Annotated in this window: 17 protein-coding genes; 7 read left to right on the top strand and 10 right to left on the bottom strand. The window is 34.4% G+C overall.

The annotated features are described in order from the left end of the window. Positions 1–6 precede the first annotated feature (6 nt). From STERM_RS21105 to STERM_RS04640, 6 genes are all read left to right on the top strand, one after another. Complete coding sequence (locus STERM_RS21105; RefSeq protein ID WP_012860399.1) at positions 7–1,188, top strand: gp53-like domain-containing protein; 1,182 nt, start codon at positions 7–9, stop codon at positions 1,186–1,188. Positions 1,189–1,197: 9 nt separating this feature from the next. Then, positions 1,198–1,605 (top strand): hypothetical protein, encoded by a 408-nt coding sequence (locus STERM_RS04620; RefSeq protein WP_012860400.1) that lies wholly within the window; start codon positions 1,198–1,200, stop codon positions 1,603–1,605. A gap of 19 nt (positions 1,606–1,624) precedes the next feature. Then, on the top strand, positions 1,625–1,942 hold the full coding sequence (locus STERM_RS04625; protein ID WP_012860401.1) for a hypothetical protein: 318 nt from the start codon (positions 1,625–1,627) through the stop codon (positions 1,940–1,942). A 25-nt stretch (positions 1,943–1,967) separates the two neighbouring features. Beyond that, positions 1,968–2,147 carry a hypothetical protein gene (locus STERM_RS04630; protein ID WP_012860402.1) on the top strand — a complete coding sequence of 60 codons (180 nt, stop codon included), beginning with the start codon at positions 1,968–1,970 and terminating at the stop codon, positions 2,145–2,147. A gap of 132 nt (positions 2,148–2,279) precedes the next feature. Further along, positions 2,280–2,978, top strand: coding sequence for a class I SAM-dependent methyltransferase (locus STERM_RS04635; protein ID WP_012860403.1), 699 nt, complete (start codon positions 2,280–2,282; stop codon positions 2,976–2,978). A 26-nt stretch (positions 2,979–3,004) separates the two neighbouring features. After that, positions 3,005–3,490, top strand: coding sequence for a GNAT family N-acetyltransferase (locus STERM_RS04640; RefSeq protein ID WP_012860404.1), 486 nt, complete (start codon positions 3,005–3,007; stop codon positions 3,488–3,490). A gap of 154 nt (positions 3,491–3,644) precedes the next feature. Here STERM_RS04640 and STERM_RS04645 read toward each other — a convergent pair whose 3' ends face one another. Beyond that, complete coding sequence (locus STERM_RS04645; protein ID WP_012860405.1) at positions 3,645–4,442, bottom strand: histidine phosphatase family protein; 798 nt, start codon at positions 4,440–4,442, stop codon at positions 3,645–3,647. A 317-nt stretch (positions 4,443–4,759) separates the two neighbouring features. On the opposite strand from STERM_RS04645, the gene STERM_RS04650 reads away from it, so the two are divergent. Then, positions 4,760–5,506, top strand: coding sequence for a GntR family transcriptional regulator (locus tag STERM_RS04650; RefSeq protein WP_012860406.1), 747 nt, complete (start codon positions 4,760–4,762; stop codon positions 5,504–5,506). Between the two features lie 86 nt (positions 5,507–5,592). On the opposite strand, the gene STERM_RS04655 is transcribed toward STERM_RS04650, so the two are convergent. The 9 genes from STERM_RS04655 to STERM_RS04695 all read right to left on the bottom strand — a co-directional run bounded on the left by STERM_RS04655 (position 5,593) and on the right by STERM_RS04695 (position 13,143). Continuing rightward, positions 5,593–6,903 carry a uracil-xanthine permease family protein gene (locus STERM_RS04655; RefSeq protein ID WP_012860407.1) on the bottom strand — a complete coding sequence of 437 codons (1,311 nt, stop codon included), beginning with the start codon at positions 6,901–6,903 and terminating at the stop codon, positions 5,593–5,595. A gap of 50 nt (positions 6,904–6,953) precedes the next feature. Beyond that, entirely contained in the window at positions 6,954–7,436 is a 483-nt protein-coding gene (locus tag STERM_RS04660; RefSeq protein WP_012860408.1) for a nucleoside deaminase, read from the bottom strand. A 200-nt stretch (positions 7,437–7,636) separates the two neighbouring features. Then, positions 7,637–8,617: a D-isomer specific 2-hydroxyacid dehydrogenase family protein gene (locus STERM_RS04665; protein ID WP_012860409.1), complete on the bottom strand. Its 981-nt coding sequence runs from the start codon at positions 8,615–8,617 to the stop codon at positions 7,637–7,639. A gap of 192 nt (positions 8,618–8,809) precedes the next feature. Further along, positions 8,810–9,442, bottom strand: coding sequence for a beta/alpha barrel domain-containing protein (locus STERM_RS04670; RefSeq protein ID WP_012860410.1), 633 nt, complete (start codon positions 9,440–9,442; stop codon positions 8,810–8,812). Positions 9,443–9,770: 328 nt separating this feature from the next. Continuing rightward, positions 9,771–10,274: a hypothetical protein gene (locus STERM_RS04675; RefSeq protein WP_012860411.1), complete on the bottom strand. Its 504-nt coding sequence runs from the start codon at positions 10,272–10,274 to the stop codon at positions 9,771–9,773. Positions 10,275–10,355: 81 nt separating this feature from the next. Further along, positions 10,356–10,769 carry a PTS sugar transporter subunit IIA gene (locus STERM_RS04680; protein WP_012860412.1) on the bottom strand — a complete coding sequence of 138 codons (414 nt, stop codon included), beginning with the start codon at positions 10,767–10,769 and terminating at the stop codon, positions 10,356–10,358. A 148-nt stretch (positions 10,770–10,917) separates the two neighbouring features. Then, positions 10,918–11,736 (bottom strand): PTS system mannose/fructose/sorbose family transporter subunit IID, encoded by an 819-nt coding sequence (locus tag STERM_RS04685; RefSeq protein WP_012860413.1) that lies wholly within the window; start codon positions 11,734–11,736, stop codon positions 10,918–10,920. Between the two features lies 1 nt (position 11,737). After that, complete coding sequence (locus STERM_RS04690; protein WP_012860414.1) at positions 11,738–12,481, bottom strand: PTS mannose/fructose/sorbose/N-acetylgalactosamine transporter subunit IIC; 744 nt, start codon at positions 12,479–12,481, stop codon at positions 11,738–11,740. Positions 12,482–12,657: 176 nt separating this feature from the next. Beyond that, a complete protein-coding gene (locus STERM_RS04695; protein WP_012860415.1) occupies positions 12,658–13,143 on the bottom strand; it encodes a PTS sugar transporter subunit IIB in 486 nt (161 codons plus the stop codon). Positions 13,144–13,423: the final 280 nt, after the last annotated feature.

Here is a 13,423-nt window from a genome sequence, read left to right on the forward strand (position 1 = left end):
GGTAAAATGGGAAGTTTTAATGGTTTTATTTTAACAAATAATGGAAAGAAACTATTGGAAGAAGCATTAACGGGGAAAAGACTTGTGTTTACTAAATTTCAGTTTGGTGATGGGGAAACAACAGAGGATCCTAAGGAAGTAACAGAATTAGTTAATATGAGTAAGGAAACGACTATTAATCAGATAGAAAACAATGGAAACGGTCAGGTAATGTTAAGAGTTATCATAGATAACAAAGATATTGATACAGGCTATTATATAAAAGAAATAGGTGTTTTTGCCAAATGTGATGACGGTAAGGAAGTTTTATATGCTTATAATAAAGCTATGAAGCCGGATTATTTACCTGTTTATAATGGAATAAATCTTGTGGAACTGGAATATCAAAATTATATAACAATTGCTCAGATTGAGGATGTAACAGCTATTATTGATGAAAATTTTACTTATCTTACAAAAGAAGAGGCTAATGAGAAGTTTGTTAAACAGACTCAGCTGGCATTGGAGGAAAAACCTGGAATCATTACTTTGAATGAGGTTTATGAAGCTGGAATGCCTTTTAGAGGTATTCTTCCCTATGAAAATAAAATCTTGACGTATAGAGAAGTTATGGCTTTAAGAGATGGAGTTTATTCTGTAGAAGGAGCTAAATATTTTAAGTGCTTGAATATTCCAAAGAGTGACAGGGGAATGCATGATTGGGGAATATTAAGGAAAAAAACATTTGAAATATTAGAGGATCAAATAGCAACGAAACAGACTACCTTGGAGTATATACCACATAATTATAGGGCTGGAGTAAGTTCAACTATGTTACATTTCTGGAATAGGGAAGCTTCTATGGATTTAGAATTAAATACAAGTTATGAAATAGCAGGATTTTGGGTAACAAATGTTGGGTGGGATAAATTTAGCATGGCTAATCCTGGATATGCTAAATTAGCAAATGGTCTAACAATGCAATGGGGACAAATAACTTCTTCTGTTAGTAGTACAGATTATAAATATTTTCCTGTAGCATTTGACAATGAAGTATTTGTTGGGCTTTCGTCATATAGTACTTTGGAGTCTTTAGGAATGGGAACAGCTTTTCAAAAAGTTGATAGATCAAGATTTCTTTTGAGCTGTCGTTTATCAAACGGGAATTTGGTACAGGGTCATGTTCCATGGATAGCAATAGGATTTTAAGGAGGTTTAATGAATATATTATTAGATAAAGAAACTAAAACTTTAATGGGTTTTAGTTTAAAAGAAAAAGAGGAATATGAGAATCAAGAAATATCTGATGAAGAGCACAAAAAGTTTATAGAATTACAATCAAATGGCTATAGCTTGCTATGGAATAAAGTAAAAAATCAGGTGGAGTCAGTTAAACTTAATCAATTCGAATTCATAAATGAAAACGGCAAAATAGAGAAAAATATAGAAGCAGAAAAACAATATAACAATGACACACTTCTAAAGCTAAAGAGAGAGAAAATACAGTTGAAAAAAGACATAGCAGATTTTGAAGAGTTTGAAGAAGACACAGCATATCTGAAAGAACAGCTAAAAGAAAAAGAGACAGAAATAAAAGAACTGGAAGAGCAGTTAAAAAAATTGTAAAGATAAAAAAGGAGGAATTATGAATTTCATAAAAAACCTAATATCATTCTACACACAAAACACACTGCTAAATACAGTAATATTAATAGCAGCAGCAATTCTGTGCTGGTTTTTGTGGACATACAGAAAGCTGAAAGTAATGGCTTTAGCAGCAAGTATAAAAGCAGAATTAAAAGCTTATCTAAAAGGAGAGCAGAAACTGAATTTTGCTTTGGAATGGCTTATGAAACAAGACTTTTTTAAAAACACTATATTAAAATTTATACCTGCAAAAATAGTAAAATGGGTTATAAATACAATATTTAATGCAAACAAAGAAACTATAGAAGCAAAATAACCATAAAAATTTATAAGGTGGTATAATGGATCTTACTAAATTGGCAGATTACGGTATAATGGGAATAGTTCTGACCTATTTTATCTGGAAAGATATAAAAACCTTTGAAACATTTAAGGAATCTATGAGAGAAATAGTGGATGAACTAAAGGAACTGAATATAAGAATCGATAAGCTTGAACAAAATGATAAAGGGCCTGAATAATTCAGGTTCCTTTTAATTTTAAAAATTATTTGGCTGTTATTGTACAATTCATAATTTTATTATAATATAAAAAAATATAAAATTGACAAAATAAGAACTCTATATTAGAATGTTAAGACGAGGAGGTTTAAAATGTCAAAAGAGTATGTATATTCAGATTATACTTACAATAGTAGAAATCCATTAGTAAGATTTTCACATAGAAAAAGATTTTTAACTGCATTGAATTTTATTTTAAAAGAAAATTTTAAAAATCTTTTAGATTATGGAGCAGGGGACGGGCATTTTTTAAAAGAAGTATCAAAAATAAAAACAGATATAGAGCTGGTTGGTTTTGAACCGATTATGGACAATACTGATTCAGAGAAAATAAAGTATTATTCAGATGTGTCAGATATCAAGGATCAGAAATATGATGTAATTACATGTTTTGAAGTTTTGGAACATTTCAATTCAAACGCTCAGAATGAAATACTGGAAAATATATATAATCTTTTAAGTGATGATGGAGTGGTAATTATTTCTGTTCCAATAGAAATTTACTTTCCAAGTTTTATAAAGAACATCATAAGGATAAAATATACTAAATTGGATTTTCAATATATAAAAAATATATTGAAAGCATTGTTCGCTATGAACATTCCTGAAATACGAAATGAGGAAGGATATATAGGAACTCACTTAGGTTTTAATTATAAAAAACTAGAACTTTTATTTAAGAAATATTTTAAAATAATGCAAAAGAAAAACTCTCCTATGGAGTATTTACCTGTAATAGTAAATTCACAAGTTTTTTATAAACTCAAAAAAAATAGCAGTAACTGTTCTTAATATTGAATTTGAAAGGAGAAATATAGATGATATCTTACAGAAAAGCAGGGAAATCTGACATAGATGAATTAGTAAGAATAAGAAGTATTTTTCTTGAGGAATATGACAGGGAAAATCATTTGAATAATAAGGAAAATGTAGATAAAGAAGTGGAAAAATATCTGCAGAAATTTATGGATACAGAAATATTTACAGGCTTTGTAGCAGAAAAAGATGATAAAATAGTGGGGACAAGTGCGATAGCTTTTTATGATATTCTTCCGGCGGCACTTTATATGAACGGAAAACTAGGATATATTTCTAACGTCTTTGTTTTTCCCGAATACAGAAAACAGGGAATAGCAAAAAAACTTTTTGAACTGGCAGTAAATGAGGGACTTGACAGAAACTGTTCCAAGCTGACACTTCATGCGAGTAAGGACGGAGAGCCTGTATATAAAAAATTCGGATTTGTAAAAACTGCAACTGAAATGGAATATGTAAATGAGAAGTTTTATAACACAAAAAAATAATATTGAAAATAAAAATATCTGTATAAAAGTTCTTAAACAGATATTTTTATTTATAACGGGATGTTTCCTTGAAATTTTGTAATTTGAGAAATACATTATGTCAAGGTAAAAAATGATACAAATATTTGAAGATACTGAATAAGAGACCGGAGGATTATTTTCCGCCGAGCTTCTGCCCCAGCTCTACGAAGCTCATATCCCCGACTTCTTTAATTTCGTATTTTCCGTTCTTGTAAATAACTTTGGTAACACTGGCATTTTTAAGCCCGGCAGGCACATTAAGCTCAGGATCAAGAGTATTCACAAGAGCCGTTATGCTCAAACCGTGTGAAACAATTAAAACATTGCCTCCGCCTTTTCTGGCAGATTCCTTTGCAATTTCATCAATCCCGGCTTTGAGCCTTTTTGTGATAGTTTCATAATCCTCGGCAGGCCAGTTAAGACCCTCAGGATCACGTCCCTTATCCAGTGCTGCTACACTGTTTGCAAAGTCTTTCGGCGAAATTCCAGCTGCCTGCCATTCTTCCAGTGTCTTCCCCTGACTTTTAGCTATATCAGTCCACATTGTATGATTAAGATCTCCTTCATAAGTCCCGAAATTGAATTCTCTCAAACGCCAGTCGGTTTTTAGAGGAACAGCCTTTTGTCCGGTTTTTTCCAGAACAATATCGGCTGTTTGTATGCTCCGCCCGCTGTCACTGCTGTAAGCGGCACTAAATTTAATCTTTTTTTCCTTTAATCCGGCTCCGAGATATTCTGCCACTTCTATTCCGGCAGGAGTCAGAACTGCATCAGACCATCCCTGCACTCTGTCAGTAGTATTAAGCATAGTTTTCCCGTGTCTTACAATATACAAAACAACTTCATTGTCCTTGGCAGCAGAATACGAAGTAATACTAACAGCCAGAAACAAAAAGAAAACCCCAAAAATTCCAAAAAATCTTTTTTTCATTCTAAAATCTCATCCTTTCTAAAATAATAAATTTTTTAAGTGTTGGTACTATGGTAGTTTACAGATTATCTTTACACTAAAAAAGACAAAATCAAAAAATATCAAAGAAACTTGATAAATTTTAGATTTTGCCTCTAAAAAGAGTAACAACTCCAAACTATTTATATAAGGATACCTTGAAAATTTATAAAAGTCAATGAAAAACAAATAGTGAAAATTGAAAAAGCGTATTTAATATAGTATAATAAGCTGAATAAAAAAATCTGGGACATAAATAGAATTTTACTTTTAAAAAATAATAGTGAGGAAGGATTTTTATGAAAAAAATAAAAATAAAATCTTTAAGCAGTGAAGTAAAAACAGAGATATATAATTATATAAAGAAAAATTTTGACGGAACAAATATAAAACTGCCCACAGAGGATGAATTTGCAGATATTCTGGGTGTCAGCAGGGTAACAATAAGAACCGCGCTAAACGAACTTGCTTCTGACGGCATTATTTTCAGGAAGCAGGGCAGGGGAACATTTATAAACCCACAGGCTGTAACTATGAAAGTACAGTTTAATCCGGTAGTTCTTTTTAAGGAAATGATAATGCAGTCTGGTTATACACCGTCAGTGGATATTCTGGGGTATGAAGAGATAAAGCCTGACAAGGAAACTGCCGGAAAGCTTGGAATAAATGAAAATGATAATATTATCATGGCAAAAAAAGTTTTTTATGCAGATAAGAAGCCCTGTGTTTACTGTGAAGATTATTTTTCGAAAGAAATTTTCAGAAAAGACAGTGATCTTGTATATCTGAAAGATTATAAGGAATCTATTTTTGATTTTATCTATACTTACAGCGGAAGAAAAATATCGTGGGACAGAGTGGAAATTCTTACAGTGACTAATCATGACAAAAAAGATTTAAATACTTATTTTCATTGTGAAGATAAATTAAAGTCTTTTCTTTTGCTGGAAGGAATAAATTTTGACCAGGAGGACAGACCTGTTATTTTTGCAAAGGAATATATTGATACTAATTATATATGTTTTAACAGTATCAGAAAAAAATAATATAATAAACAACAAGAATAAAAAAGACGAAATCTGCCAAAAATTCCGTCTTTTTTATTTATATGATTTAAATATTACTTACTTATTTATTTTTTTACTTTCACATGATTTAACAGAAGATTCAGGGTTATGGTGACTAAACCTACCACAAATAAACCGTTGCTGAATAACATAGAAAGTATAAGCGGAAATTTATCAAAAACATTCGGAGTAAATGTAACGCTTACTCCTAAAGCCAGTCCGGTTCCCAAAACAAGGGAATTATTATTATTTGAATAATCAACTGAAGACAATATTGATATTCCGGCAGCGGTAATAGTCCCGAACAGGGCAAGAGTAGCTCCGCCTATAACCGGTTTTGGAATGCATGTGATAAATACAGAGAGTTTCGGTATCATGCTTATTATCAGAAGCATTACTGCAGAAGCCCCCACTGTTGAACGTTCTTTTATTCCGCTTAATTTAATGACTCCGACATTTTCATTAAACATAGTGGAAGGAACTGAGTTGAAGATTCCGCTGAAAATCTGTGCGAAAGCCTGACCCCTCATACCGTTTATTTTAGTTCCCGTATCAGTTTCTGTATTGCATACATCATCCAGAAAGGCATAAACACCAATACACTGAATCATGTTTATTACACAGAAAAGGACCATAATAAATACTGCATCTGCCCTAAATTCAGGAATGCCGAATTTAAAAGGGGTAATAAGTTCAAAGTAGCCGGCACTTTTTACAGGAGAGAGATCCAGCATATTTAAGGGAACAGAGATAACAGTCCCGATTGCCAGTCCGAGCAAAAGAGAAACAGACTGGATAACACCTTTTCCAAATCTGTTAAGAAGCACAATAATCATTAGGACAGTCAGACCAAGCAGAATATTGCTTATGCTTCCGAAGGTTTCGCTTCCGTATCCCCCTGCCAGATCATTAAAAGCTGTGGGAGCGAGGCTGACACCTATGAGGGTGACAAATGATCCTACCACTACAGCAGGGAAGAATTTTATTATTTTATTTATATAAAAGCAGATAATAAACATAACAATTCCTGAAACTATTACAGAACCGAAAAGTGTAGGGAGCCCGTACTGATTGCCGATAAGTATCATGGGTCCTAATGGGGCGAAAGCTGATCCCAGAACTATGGGAAGTCTGGAACCTATAAATTTTCCAAGTCCGTAGACCTGAATAAGAATTGCCACTGCACTTGTAAAAAGATTGGCAGCAACTAAAAATGAGGTTGTAGCGGCATCCAGCCCCATTGCATTTCCCAGAATAAGCGGAACTGCAATGGAACCAGGAACCATTGTAAGCAGATGTTGTATACCCATTGTAATATTTGTGGATAGTGAAGCCTTATTTTTTGAAGAATAAGTACCTGCTTCATTATTAGTCATATTTACCTCCTGATTATAAAACGGATAATGTATCCGGACAGATAATTTTTTTATTTCCAGTAACCTTCATGTACTTTTGCCGCTTTAGCTTCCAGTTCGGGAAATGGGCCTATTACTGTAATATCTTTCTGTCCTTTGCTGAATACATCTCTGCACGGAAGATCAAAGGTAGGGTTTTGCTCATCGCTTCCTGTTAATTCCAGAAGTCTTTTTTCTGTCATAGCATACGCCACAGTACCGATGTTTGCCCAGTAAATAGCACCGGCACACATACAGCACGGTTCAGCTGTGGTATATAAAGTACAGTCCCACAAAAATTCTTTTGAATATTCGTGAGAAGCTCTTTCGGCGAGAGACGCCTCAGCATGCCCGGTACATTTTTTTGCAGTAATTTCAATATTTCCCTGTTCCATAATAATATTTCCTTCTTTATCTACCAGTATTGCTCCGAAAGGAGTATTTCCCGATTCTCTTGCCTCTTTTGAAACCTCAATGGCTCTTTCCAAATAAAATTCATGACTTTTCTTACTCATAGTAACCTCCATAATCTAATTTTAAAAAATAGGTAATACGTATTACTTTATTATAACCGGATTTTTAAAAAATGCAATAGCAGGAAAAAAAATTTATGAAATAATTTTTTTATGAATAATAAAAAAGCATATATTCACATGCTGAAAACATGCGGATATATATGCTTTTGAGAGATGACTGCTTATCTTATATTAGAATATTATTTATATAAACGGTTTGTAGGTTCTTTACCGGCAAGAACATTTTTTATATCGCTGACTACACTTGAACACATCATATGATTGCATTCACGGTTATAAGCACCTATATGCGGTGTTGCAATGATTTTTTCATGATGTAAAAACGGATGATCTGCTTTCGGAGGCTCGAATTCCAGTACATCTGTAGCATATCCGCCAATTTGCCCGGCATCAAGAGCTTTTATTATATCATCTTCGATAACAAGCCCTCCTCTTGCACTGTTGATTAAAACAGCACTGTTTTTCATCTGAGAAAAACTTTTCTCATTAAAAATTCCTTTATTTTCAGCACTTACATTCATGTGAAGCGAAATGATATCAGAATCAGCAAGCAGCTGTTCAAATGTTACCTTTTTTCCACCTCTGTTTTTTACTTCTTCTTCGCTCAAATAAGGATCATAGCAGATAATTTCACAATTAAATGCACTTTTCATTATTTCACCGTAACGTACCCCTATATTTCCAAAACCGCATATTCCTACAGTTTTTCCGTTTACTCTCTGACCAAGGTAACGTTCACGGTTAACTGCCCATTCACCATTTTTGACAGCTGTGCTGGAAAAAACAAGAAGCTTTGCCATAGAAAGTGTAAGAGCTGCTGCATGCTCTGCGACATCATCCTTTTCCATAAAAGCAGGAATATTGGAAACCATAACTCCGTTTTCATTAGCAGCTATTACATCAACATTGTTATAGCCTATTCCAAAACGTGCTACAAGCTTCAGACTGTCGGCTTCCTGAAAAAAATCCTTTGTAAGCTGCGGTTCTGTTCCGATTACTATAAACGAAAAACCGCTTAGTTCTTTTGCCAGTTGTTTTTGATCTATATCTGCAGGAAATTTAAATCGTTCCACCTCACCTACATTTTTTGACAGATCATCAAGAAATTCCGGGAAATATCTGCCGAAACTGTTTGCATTTACTATTGCTGTTTTTTTCATTTTCTCTCCTTCCATTTTTTCTATAATGTCAAAATAATTGTATTTACGCCATGTTTCACTCGCAATTAGTCAAACAGTACCTGATATTTTATCATCTGAAACGCTGTAAGAAGCATAGTCACTGTTATGCTTTTTTGCAGACTGATAACCATTTAGCACCATTTGACCAAGAGCGGGTGATAATTTATAATATCAGCTGTTTCTTGTTTTGTCGGCTATTTCTCTCAGACGCTTTGCATTCTGAGCTATTTCTTCGCTTGTTCCTTTTGTCAGAAGTCCGCCTATACCAACACAGTCAATACCATTTTCAAACCATGTATGAAGATTATCAAATGTAGCACCGCCTGAAGCCAGCAGCGGAGTGTGAGGGACAGGGACCTTGATTACTTTTGCAAGATCCGGACCATAATAATTAGAGATAGGAAATGCTTTGATAAATGATGCCCCTGCTTTCAGAGCATCCATCATTTCACTGTATGAAGTACATCCCGGAGCGTAAGGAACCTGATATAAATTACATATTTCCTGTACTCCCTGATCATATGTAGGAGCTATAACAAATTGTGCTCCGTCTAATATTGACAGTCTTGCAGTTACAGGATCCAGTACTGTTCCTGCTCCGACAAGGATTTTGCTTCCGAATTTTTGTTTGATTGCTTTAATGACATCGCCTGCATTATTGTTAGTGTAGCTGATTTCCAGCACATCGACACCGCCGTCAAGACATCCCTGAGCGATTTCAATTCCACGTTCTATTGTTTCCACACGTACAATTGCCATAATTCCTGTTTTGCTGATTCTAAGAGCTGTTTCTGATTTCACCATAATGTTTTCCTCCTGATTTTTTGGTGTCATGTCTCATTTGTAAAAAATGATAAAATTTTAACTAAAGGTAAGAGAGACATAACACTGGTATTATTTTTTATTTTATAAAAATATAAATCTTTTAAGTCAGATGATTTTGTAATCAAATAAAATATGTCGGACACTTTTGGAAATGTTATCTATTTTGACTGCTAAAGATTATATTTCTGCTAAATTGTACAATCCGGTGCAGGGTTCTGCTCATAATTAACCAAAAACTATTATTTGTTTTCTGTATCATTTGATTAATTACAAGCAGAGTATTACACTGGTATTTATTATTTGATTCTCATAACCGCCCGTTTGCTAAGCTGTTTAAAACCTGTTTTGTTCCCAGAAATACTGCAATAACAATTACAGCATATACCATGATTTTCATTGAAGGATCTCCGGCCTGATTAGTCAGAACACAATATACCAGCCCGGCTGCAATTATAATAAATCCGATACCCTGTACAAGGGGTGCAGTAGAATTTGATGTGGGCTTCTTTTTTATTTTGATATTTTTAGCTGCTGCTTGATCAAATGACGGCAGTAATTTAGTATTAAACAAAAATAAATAAACACTGTAAATTATAAGTGCAGCTATAATGCAGAAATAGTATTCAAGATTAAAAAACAATCTGAGAATCATACCTGCTGTCAGTGCATTCAGAATATTATTCTGCAGCAGCTTGATCTGCGCTTCCTGTTTACTGGAAGAAATCTGATAATATTCATTCTTTCCCCTGATAAATAAAAATCTGTTATTTTTTGTATTTTCAACTATTCTGGTCTGAAATCCGAAAATCATGTTGTTCCCTCATTTCTTTCCGGTGCTTTGCCTGTAGCTGTGACAAAACACCTGTAATTTTTAATATATGAATCAAGAATATCAGATATCCAGAGATTTTCTCAGGTTGGCAACTGTACCCTGTGATGTCTCTTCAAGATATGCTGTTAACTCTTCTATAGTCATAGATTCTCTTTCTGTTAATGCCTCCATAAGTACAGGCATATTAACTCCTGTAAAGCATTCGATTTTATGGTTTTCTTTTAGTTCTTCCACTGCCAGTGCTGCCATATTAAACGGTGAACCACCGAAAATATCTATAAATATCAGAAAACCATCGCCGTCATCTTTATTTTTTATTTCACTGCATATTTTATCTTTCAAATCCTCTGGATTTTCCGTGGGAAATAATCCTATTGTACATATGTCGTCAGCCTGATCTCCGAAAAACATAGCGGCACTTTCACGTAAAGCACCGGCAAGCGGGCCGTGTGTTACTATTAAAATTTTAATCATTTTTGTCCTCCAGTCTGTAAATAAAGCGGAATTTATTTGAGGTTCCGCTTTAATAGCAGGGCAGAACCGGTATTTTTATAATGCTGATATAAAAATACCCGTATCTTAAGTATATTTTCAGTTTTTAAGTATGAAAATAATTAAGATATTACCCTAATAATCCGATGGCTCCTCCCAGAAAGCCTATGGCAAATAAAATTAACAGAATTGTAGTAATACTTTTTCCTTTGAGCTGCAGCCAGAATGAAAATAAAGTAAATCCTAACGGCAGTAAAGACGGTACAATTTTATTAATAAGCGTTCCTATAGACATTTTTCCTGTTGATAATTCCAGTTCTAATACAGCGTTGATTGATACATATTTTACAATCATGGCTCCGAGACAGAAGAGACCGACTATTCCCAGAAAAGAGGTTATCTTATTAATAAATCCGCTTTCAAGAAATTTATCAATTGAATCCATACCTAGTTTATATCCCTGTGTAAACATACCATATGTCAAAGCAAAATCTATAAGCGTAAATCCGATTCCAAAAGCAAATGCACCCCATATATATCCCTGAGCAGCCCATCCCAGTGTAATACTCAGGAAAATCGGCTTAAGCAGTCCTGCAAACACAGTATCTCCGATTCCTGCCAGAGGACCCATAAGAGCTGTTTTAATTTCTGTAATCATAGAATCATCTACATCATCAGAAGGATTATTGGCAAGTCCTTCTTCTAAGGCAACAGTCATTCCCGGAAGAACAGCTCCCAAACGAGGCTCGGTATTAAAGTAAAGCATGTGTCTTTTTAATCCCTTTGTCACTTCCTCCTTGTCGCCTTCATACATTTTATCCAGCAGCGGTCCCATTACTGTTGTCATGGCACCTGCCTGCAGACGCTGGTAGTTATAAGTAAGATGTGAAGATACCCACCATGTAACCGCAGCCTTTCTTATATCTTTTTTATCCAAGTGTTTTGCCATTTTATGACTCCTCCTTTACATCAGTGAATCCAAGTTTGATTAAAACAAATGCTATACAAACAGAAATAATTGCATACATCATTAAGTCCTTCATTCCTGTATATGCGGCAATTGCAAATCCAATAGCAAAGAAAGGAAGCAGTTCTTTCTTATACATAAATTTAAACAGCATCGACATACCTAATGCAGGAAGAATTTTTCCTACAGCACTTAATCCTCTCATTGCCCAAAGCGGCAGCAGATTAATCATGATCTGTATATATTCGCTACCTAATAAAGCTATCAGGAATACCGGCAGTGCTCTTAGCACAAGTACAATTGCAGGGCCTCCGAAAAACTGAATTTTTCTTATAGCGCGCCAGTTGCCGTTTTCAGCTAGTTTATCCATTTTTGTAGGCCAGAATGATGCAAGAGTCATATATGTGACGTGTACATAATTGCCCAGTAATCCTATAGGCACCGCAAATGCTACTGACTGCTCTATATTCATACCTCCCTTGATGGCAACGAATGCCCCGAGTAATCCTGCCCAGTATAAATCAGAGGCATTAGCGCCTCCGGCACTTATCCAGCCCAGATATGAAGCATTAATAGTAGCACCTATCATTACTCCCTGTACAGGATTTCCATAAATTAACCCTACCCAGAAACCTGCCATAACCGGTTCTCTGAAAAGCCACCAGGATACCGGCCACTGCATTCCGTTTAACAGGGCTAAAAAAGCCATTAATAAAGCTTGTACCATATTTTTCTTTCCTCCTTTATATATAAAACTTATTTGGAAATAGTATATTTCTATATTTCCGCACGAGTTTTTATTACATACAGATTGTTTTAACCGTGTGATAATGTTTATCGGTAATACCAGCAGATATAATAACAGTCCGGAAATTATGCAGTCTCTCTGCTGTGTTTAATATGTTAGAATTTATCCAGTGCAGTTTTAAACGGCACTTCCGAATCATCAGGTATAGGCTGACAGAAAACTTTTACACCACCGTCATGAATCGGCTTCAAATGATCAATATCCTCTTTTGACATTACGATATTACGGCATATATTTTTCTTCAATGCAGAGCCTTCTATTCCTCCTATCTGTAGAGATTTGAAGTCAATGCCTGCTTTCCATGCTCTTCCTGTAGTTTCGGGATCTTTGAATAAAATTAACAGGTTTCCCTTAGGAAAGTTTCCTTCTTTCCAACGAACAACAGCACTTTCCACAGATTCGATTTCCACCTTTATTCCCGCAGGTGCTGCATTAAGCAGAATCTTTTTTAGTATAGGGCTTTTTGAAGATTTATCATCAATTACTACAATATTTGTAATGTCATATTTTTTTACCCATCTTGTCATAACCTGTCCGTGAATTAATCTAAAGTCGATTCTTACCAATTTTAAGTTATCCATTTCTTACTCCTTTCTTATTTCATCATATAGAATTGTGATTTTTGTTAATTTTACAGAACGATTTTATAAGTATTTTGGTACTTCTAAAATTCAATGCCTGTTTTAGTGTTACTATTCTGTGTATTTTATTTCGGTATAGTTATGTCTCATTCATAATTAGCAAACAATACTGCCTGTTTTATTGCTTCATAACGGATTGTTTCCCTTCTTCTGCTTTGCAGAATGATAAAATATTCAGTGCTGTTTAACTAAAGATGGACAAGACATAACATTTAAAAAG

Origin of the sequence: Sebaldella termitidis ATCC 33386, from assembly GCF_000024405.1 — a bacterium.
In the GTDB taxonomy this organism is placed as follows: Bacteria; Fusobacteriota; Fusobacteriia; order Fusobacteriales; family Leptotrichiaceae; genus Sebaldella; species Sebaldella termitidis.

What these genes read in the sequence shown, in the direction of transcription:
- STERM_RS21105 (WP_012860399.1), top strand. Translation starts at nt 7, where the DNA reads ATGGGAAGTTTTAATGGTTTTATTTTAACAAATAATGGAAAGAAACTA.
- STERM_RS04620 (WP_012860400.1), top strand. Translation starts at nt 1,198, where the DNA reads ATGAATATATTATTAGATAAAGAAACTAAAACTTTAATGGGTTTTAGT.
- STERM_RS04625 (WP_012860401.1), top strand. Translation starts at nt 1,625, where the DNA reads ATGAATTTCATAAAAAACCTAATATCATTCTACACACAAAACACACTG.
- STERM_RS04630 (WP_012860402.1), top strand. Translation starts at nt 1,968, where the DNA reads ATGGATCTTACTAAATTGGCAGATTACGGTATAATGGGAATAGTTCTG.
- STERM_RS04635 (WP_012860403.1), top strand. Translation starts at nt 2,280, where the DNA reads ATGTCAAAAGAGTATGTATATTCAGATTATACTTACAATAGTAGAAAT.
- STERM_RS04640 (WP_012860404.1), top strand. Translation starts at nt 3,005, where the DNA reads ATGATATCTTACAGAAAAGCAGGGAAATCTGACATAGATGAATTAGTA.
- STERM_RS04645 (WP_012860405.1), bottom strand. Translation starts at nt 4,442, where the DNA reads ATGAAAAAAAGATTTTTTGGAATTTTTGGGGTTTTCTTTTTGTTTCTG.
- STERM_RS04650 (WP_012860406.1), top strand. Translation starts at nt 4,760, where the DNA reads ATGAAAAAAATAAAAATAAAATCTTTAAGCAGTGAAGTAAAAACAGAG.
- STERM_RS04655 (WP_012860407.1), bottom strand. Translation starts at nt 6,903, where the DNA reads ATGACTAATAATGAAGCAGGTACTTATTCTTCAAAAAATAAGGCTTCA.
- STERM_RS04660 (WP_012860408.1), bottom strand. Translation starts at nt 7,436, where the DNA reads ATGAGTAAGAAAAGTCATGAATTTTATTTGGAAAGAGCCATTGAGGTT.
- STERM_RS04665 (WP_012860409.1), bottom strand. Translation starts at nt 8,617, where the DNA reads ATGAAAAAAACAGCAATAGTAAATGCAAACAGTTTCGGCAGATATTTC.
- STERM_RS04670 (WP_012860410.1), bottom strand. Translation starts at nt 9,442, where the DNA reads ATGGTGAAATCAGAAACAGCTCTTAGAATCAGCAAAACAGGAATTATG.
- STERM_RS04675 (WP_012860411.1), bottom strand. Translation starts at nt 10,274, where the DNA reads ATGATTTTCGGATTTCAGACCAGAATAGTTGAAAATACAAAAAATAAC.
- STERM_RS04680 (WP_012860412.1), bottom strand. Translation starts at nt 10,769, where the DNA reads ATGATTAAAATTTTAATAGTAACACACGGCCCGCTTGCCGGTGCTTTA.
- STERM_RS04685 (WP_012860413.1), bottom strand. Translation starts at nt 11,736, where the DNA reads ATGGCAAAACACTTGGATAAAAAAGATATAAGAAAGGCTGCGGTTACA.
- STERM_RS04690 (WP_012860414.1), bottom strand. Translation starts at nt 12,481, where the DNA reads ATGGTACAAGCTTTATTAATGGCTTTTTTAGCCCTGTTAAACGGAATG.
- STERM_RS04695 (WP_012860415.1), bottom strand. Translation starts at nt 13,143, where the DNA reads ATGGATAACTTAAAATTGGTAAGAATCGACTTTAGATTAATTCACGGA.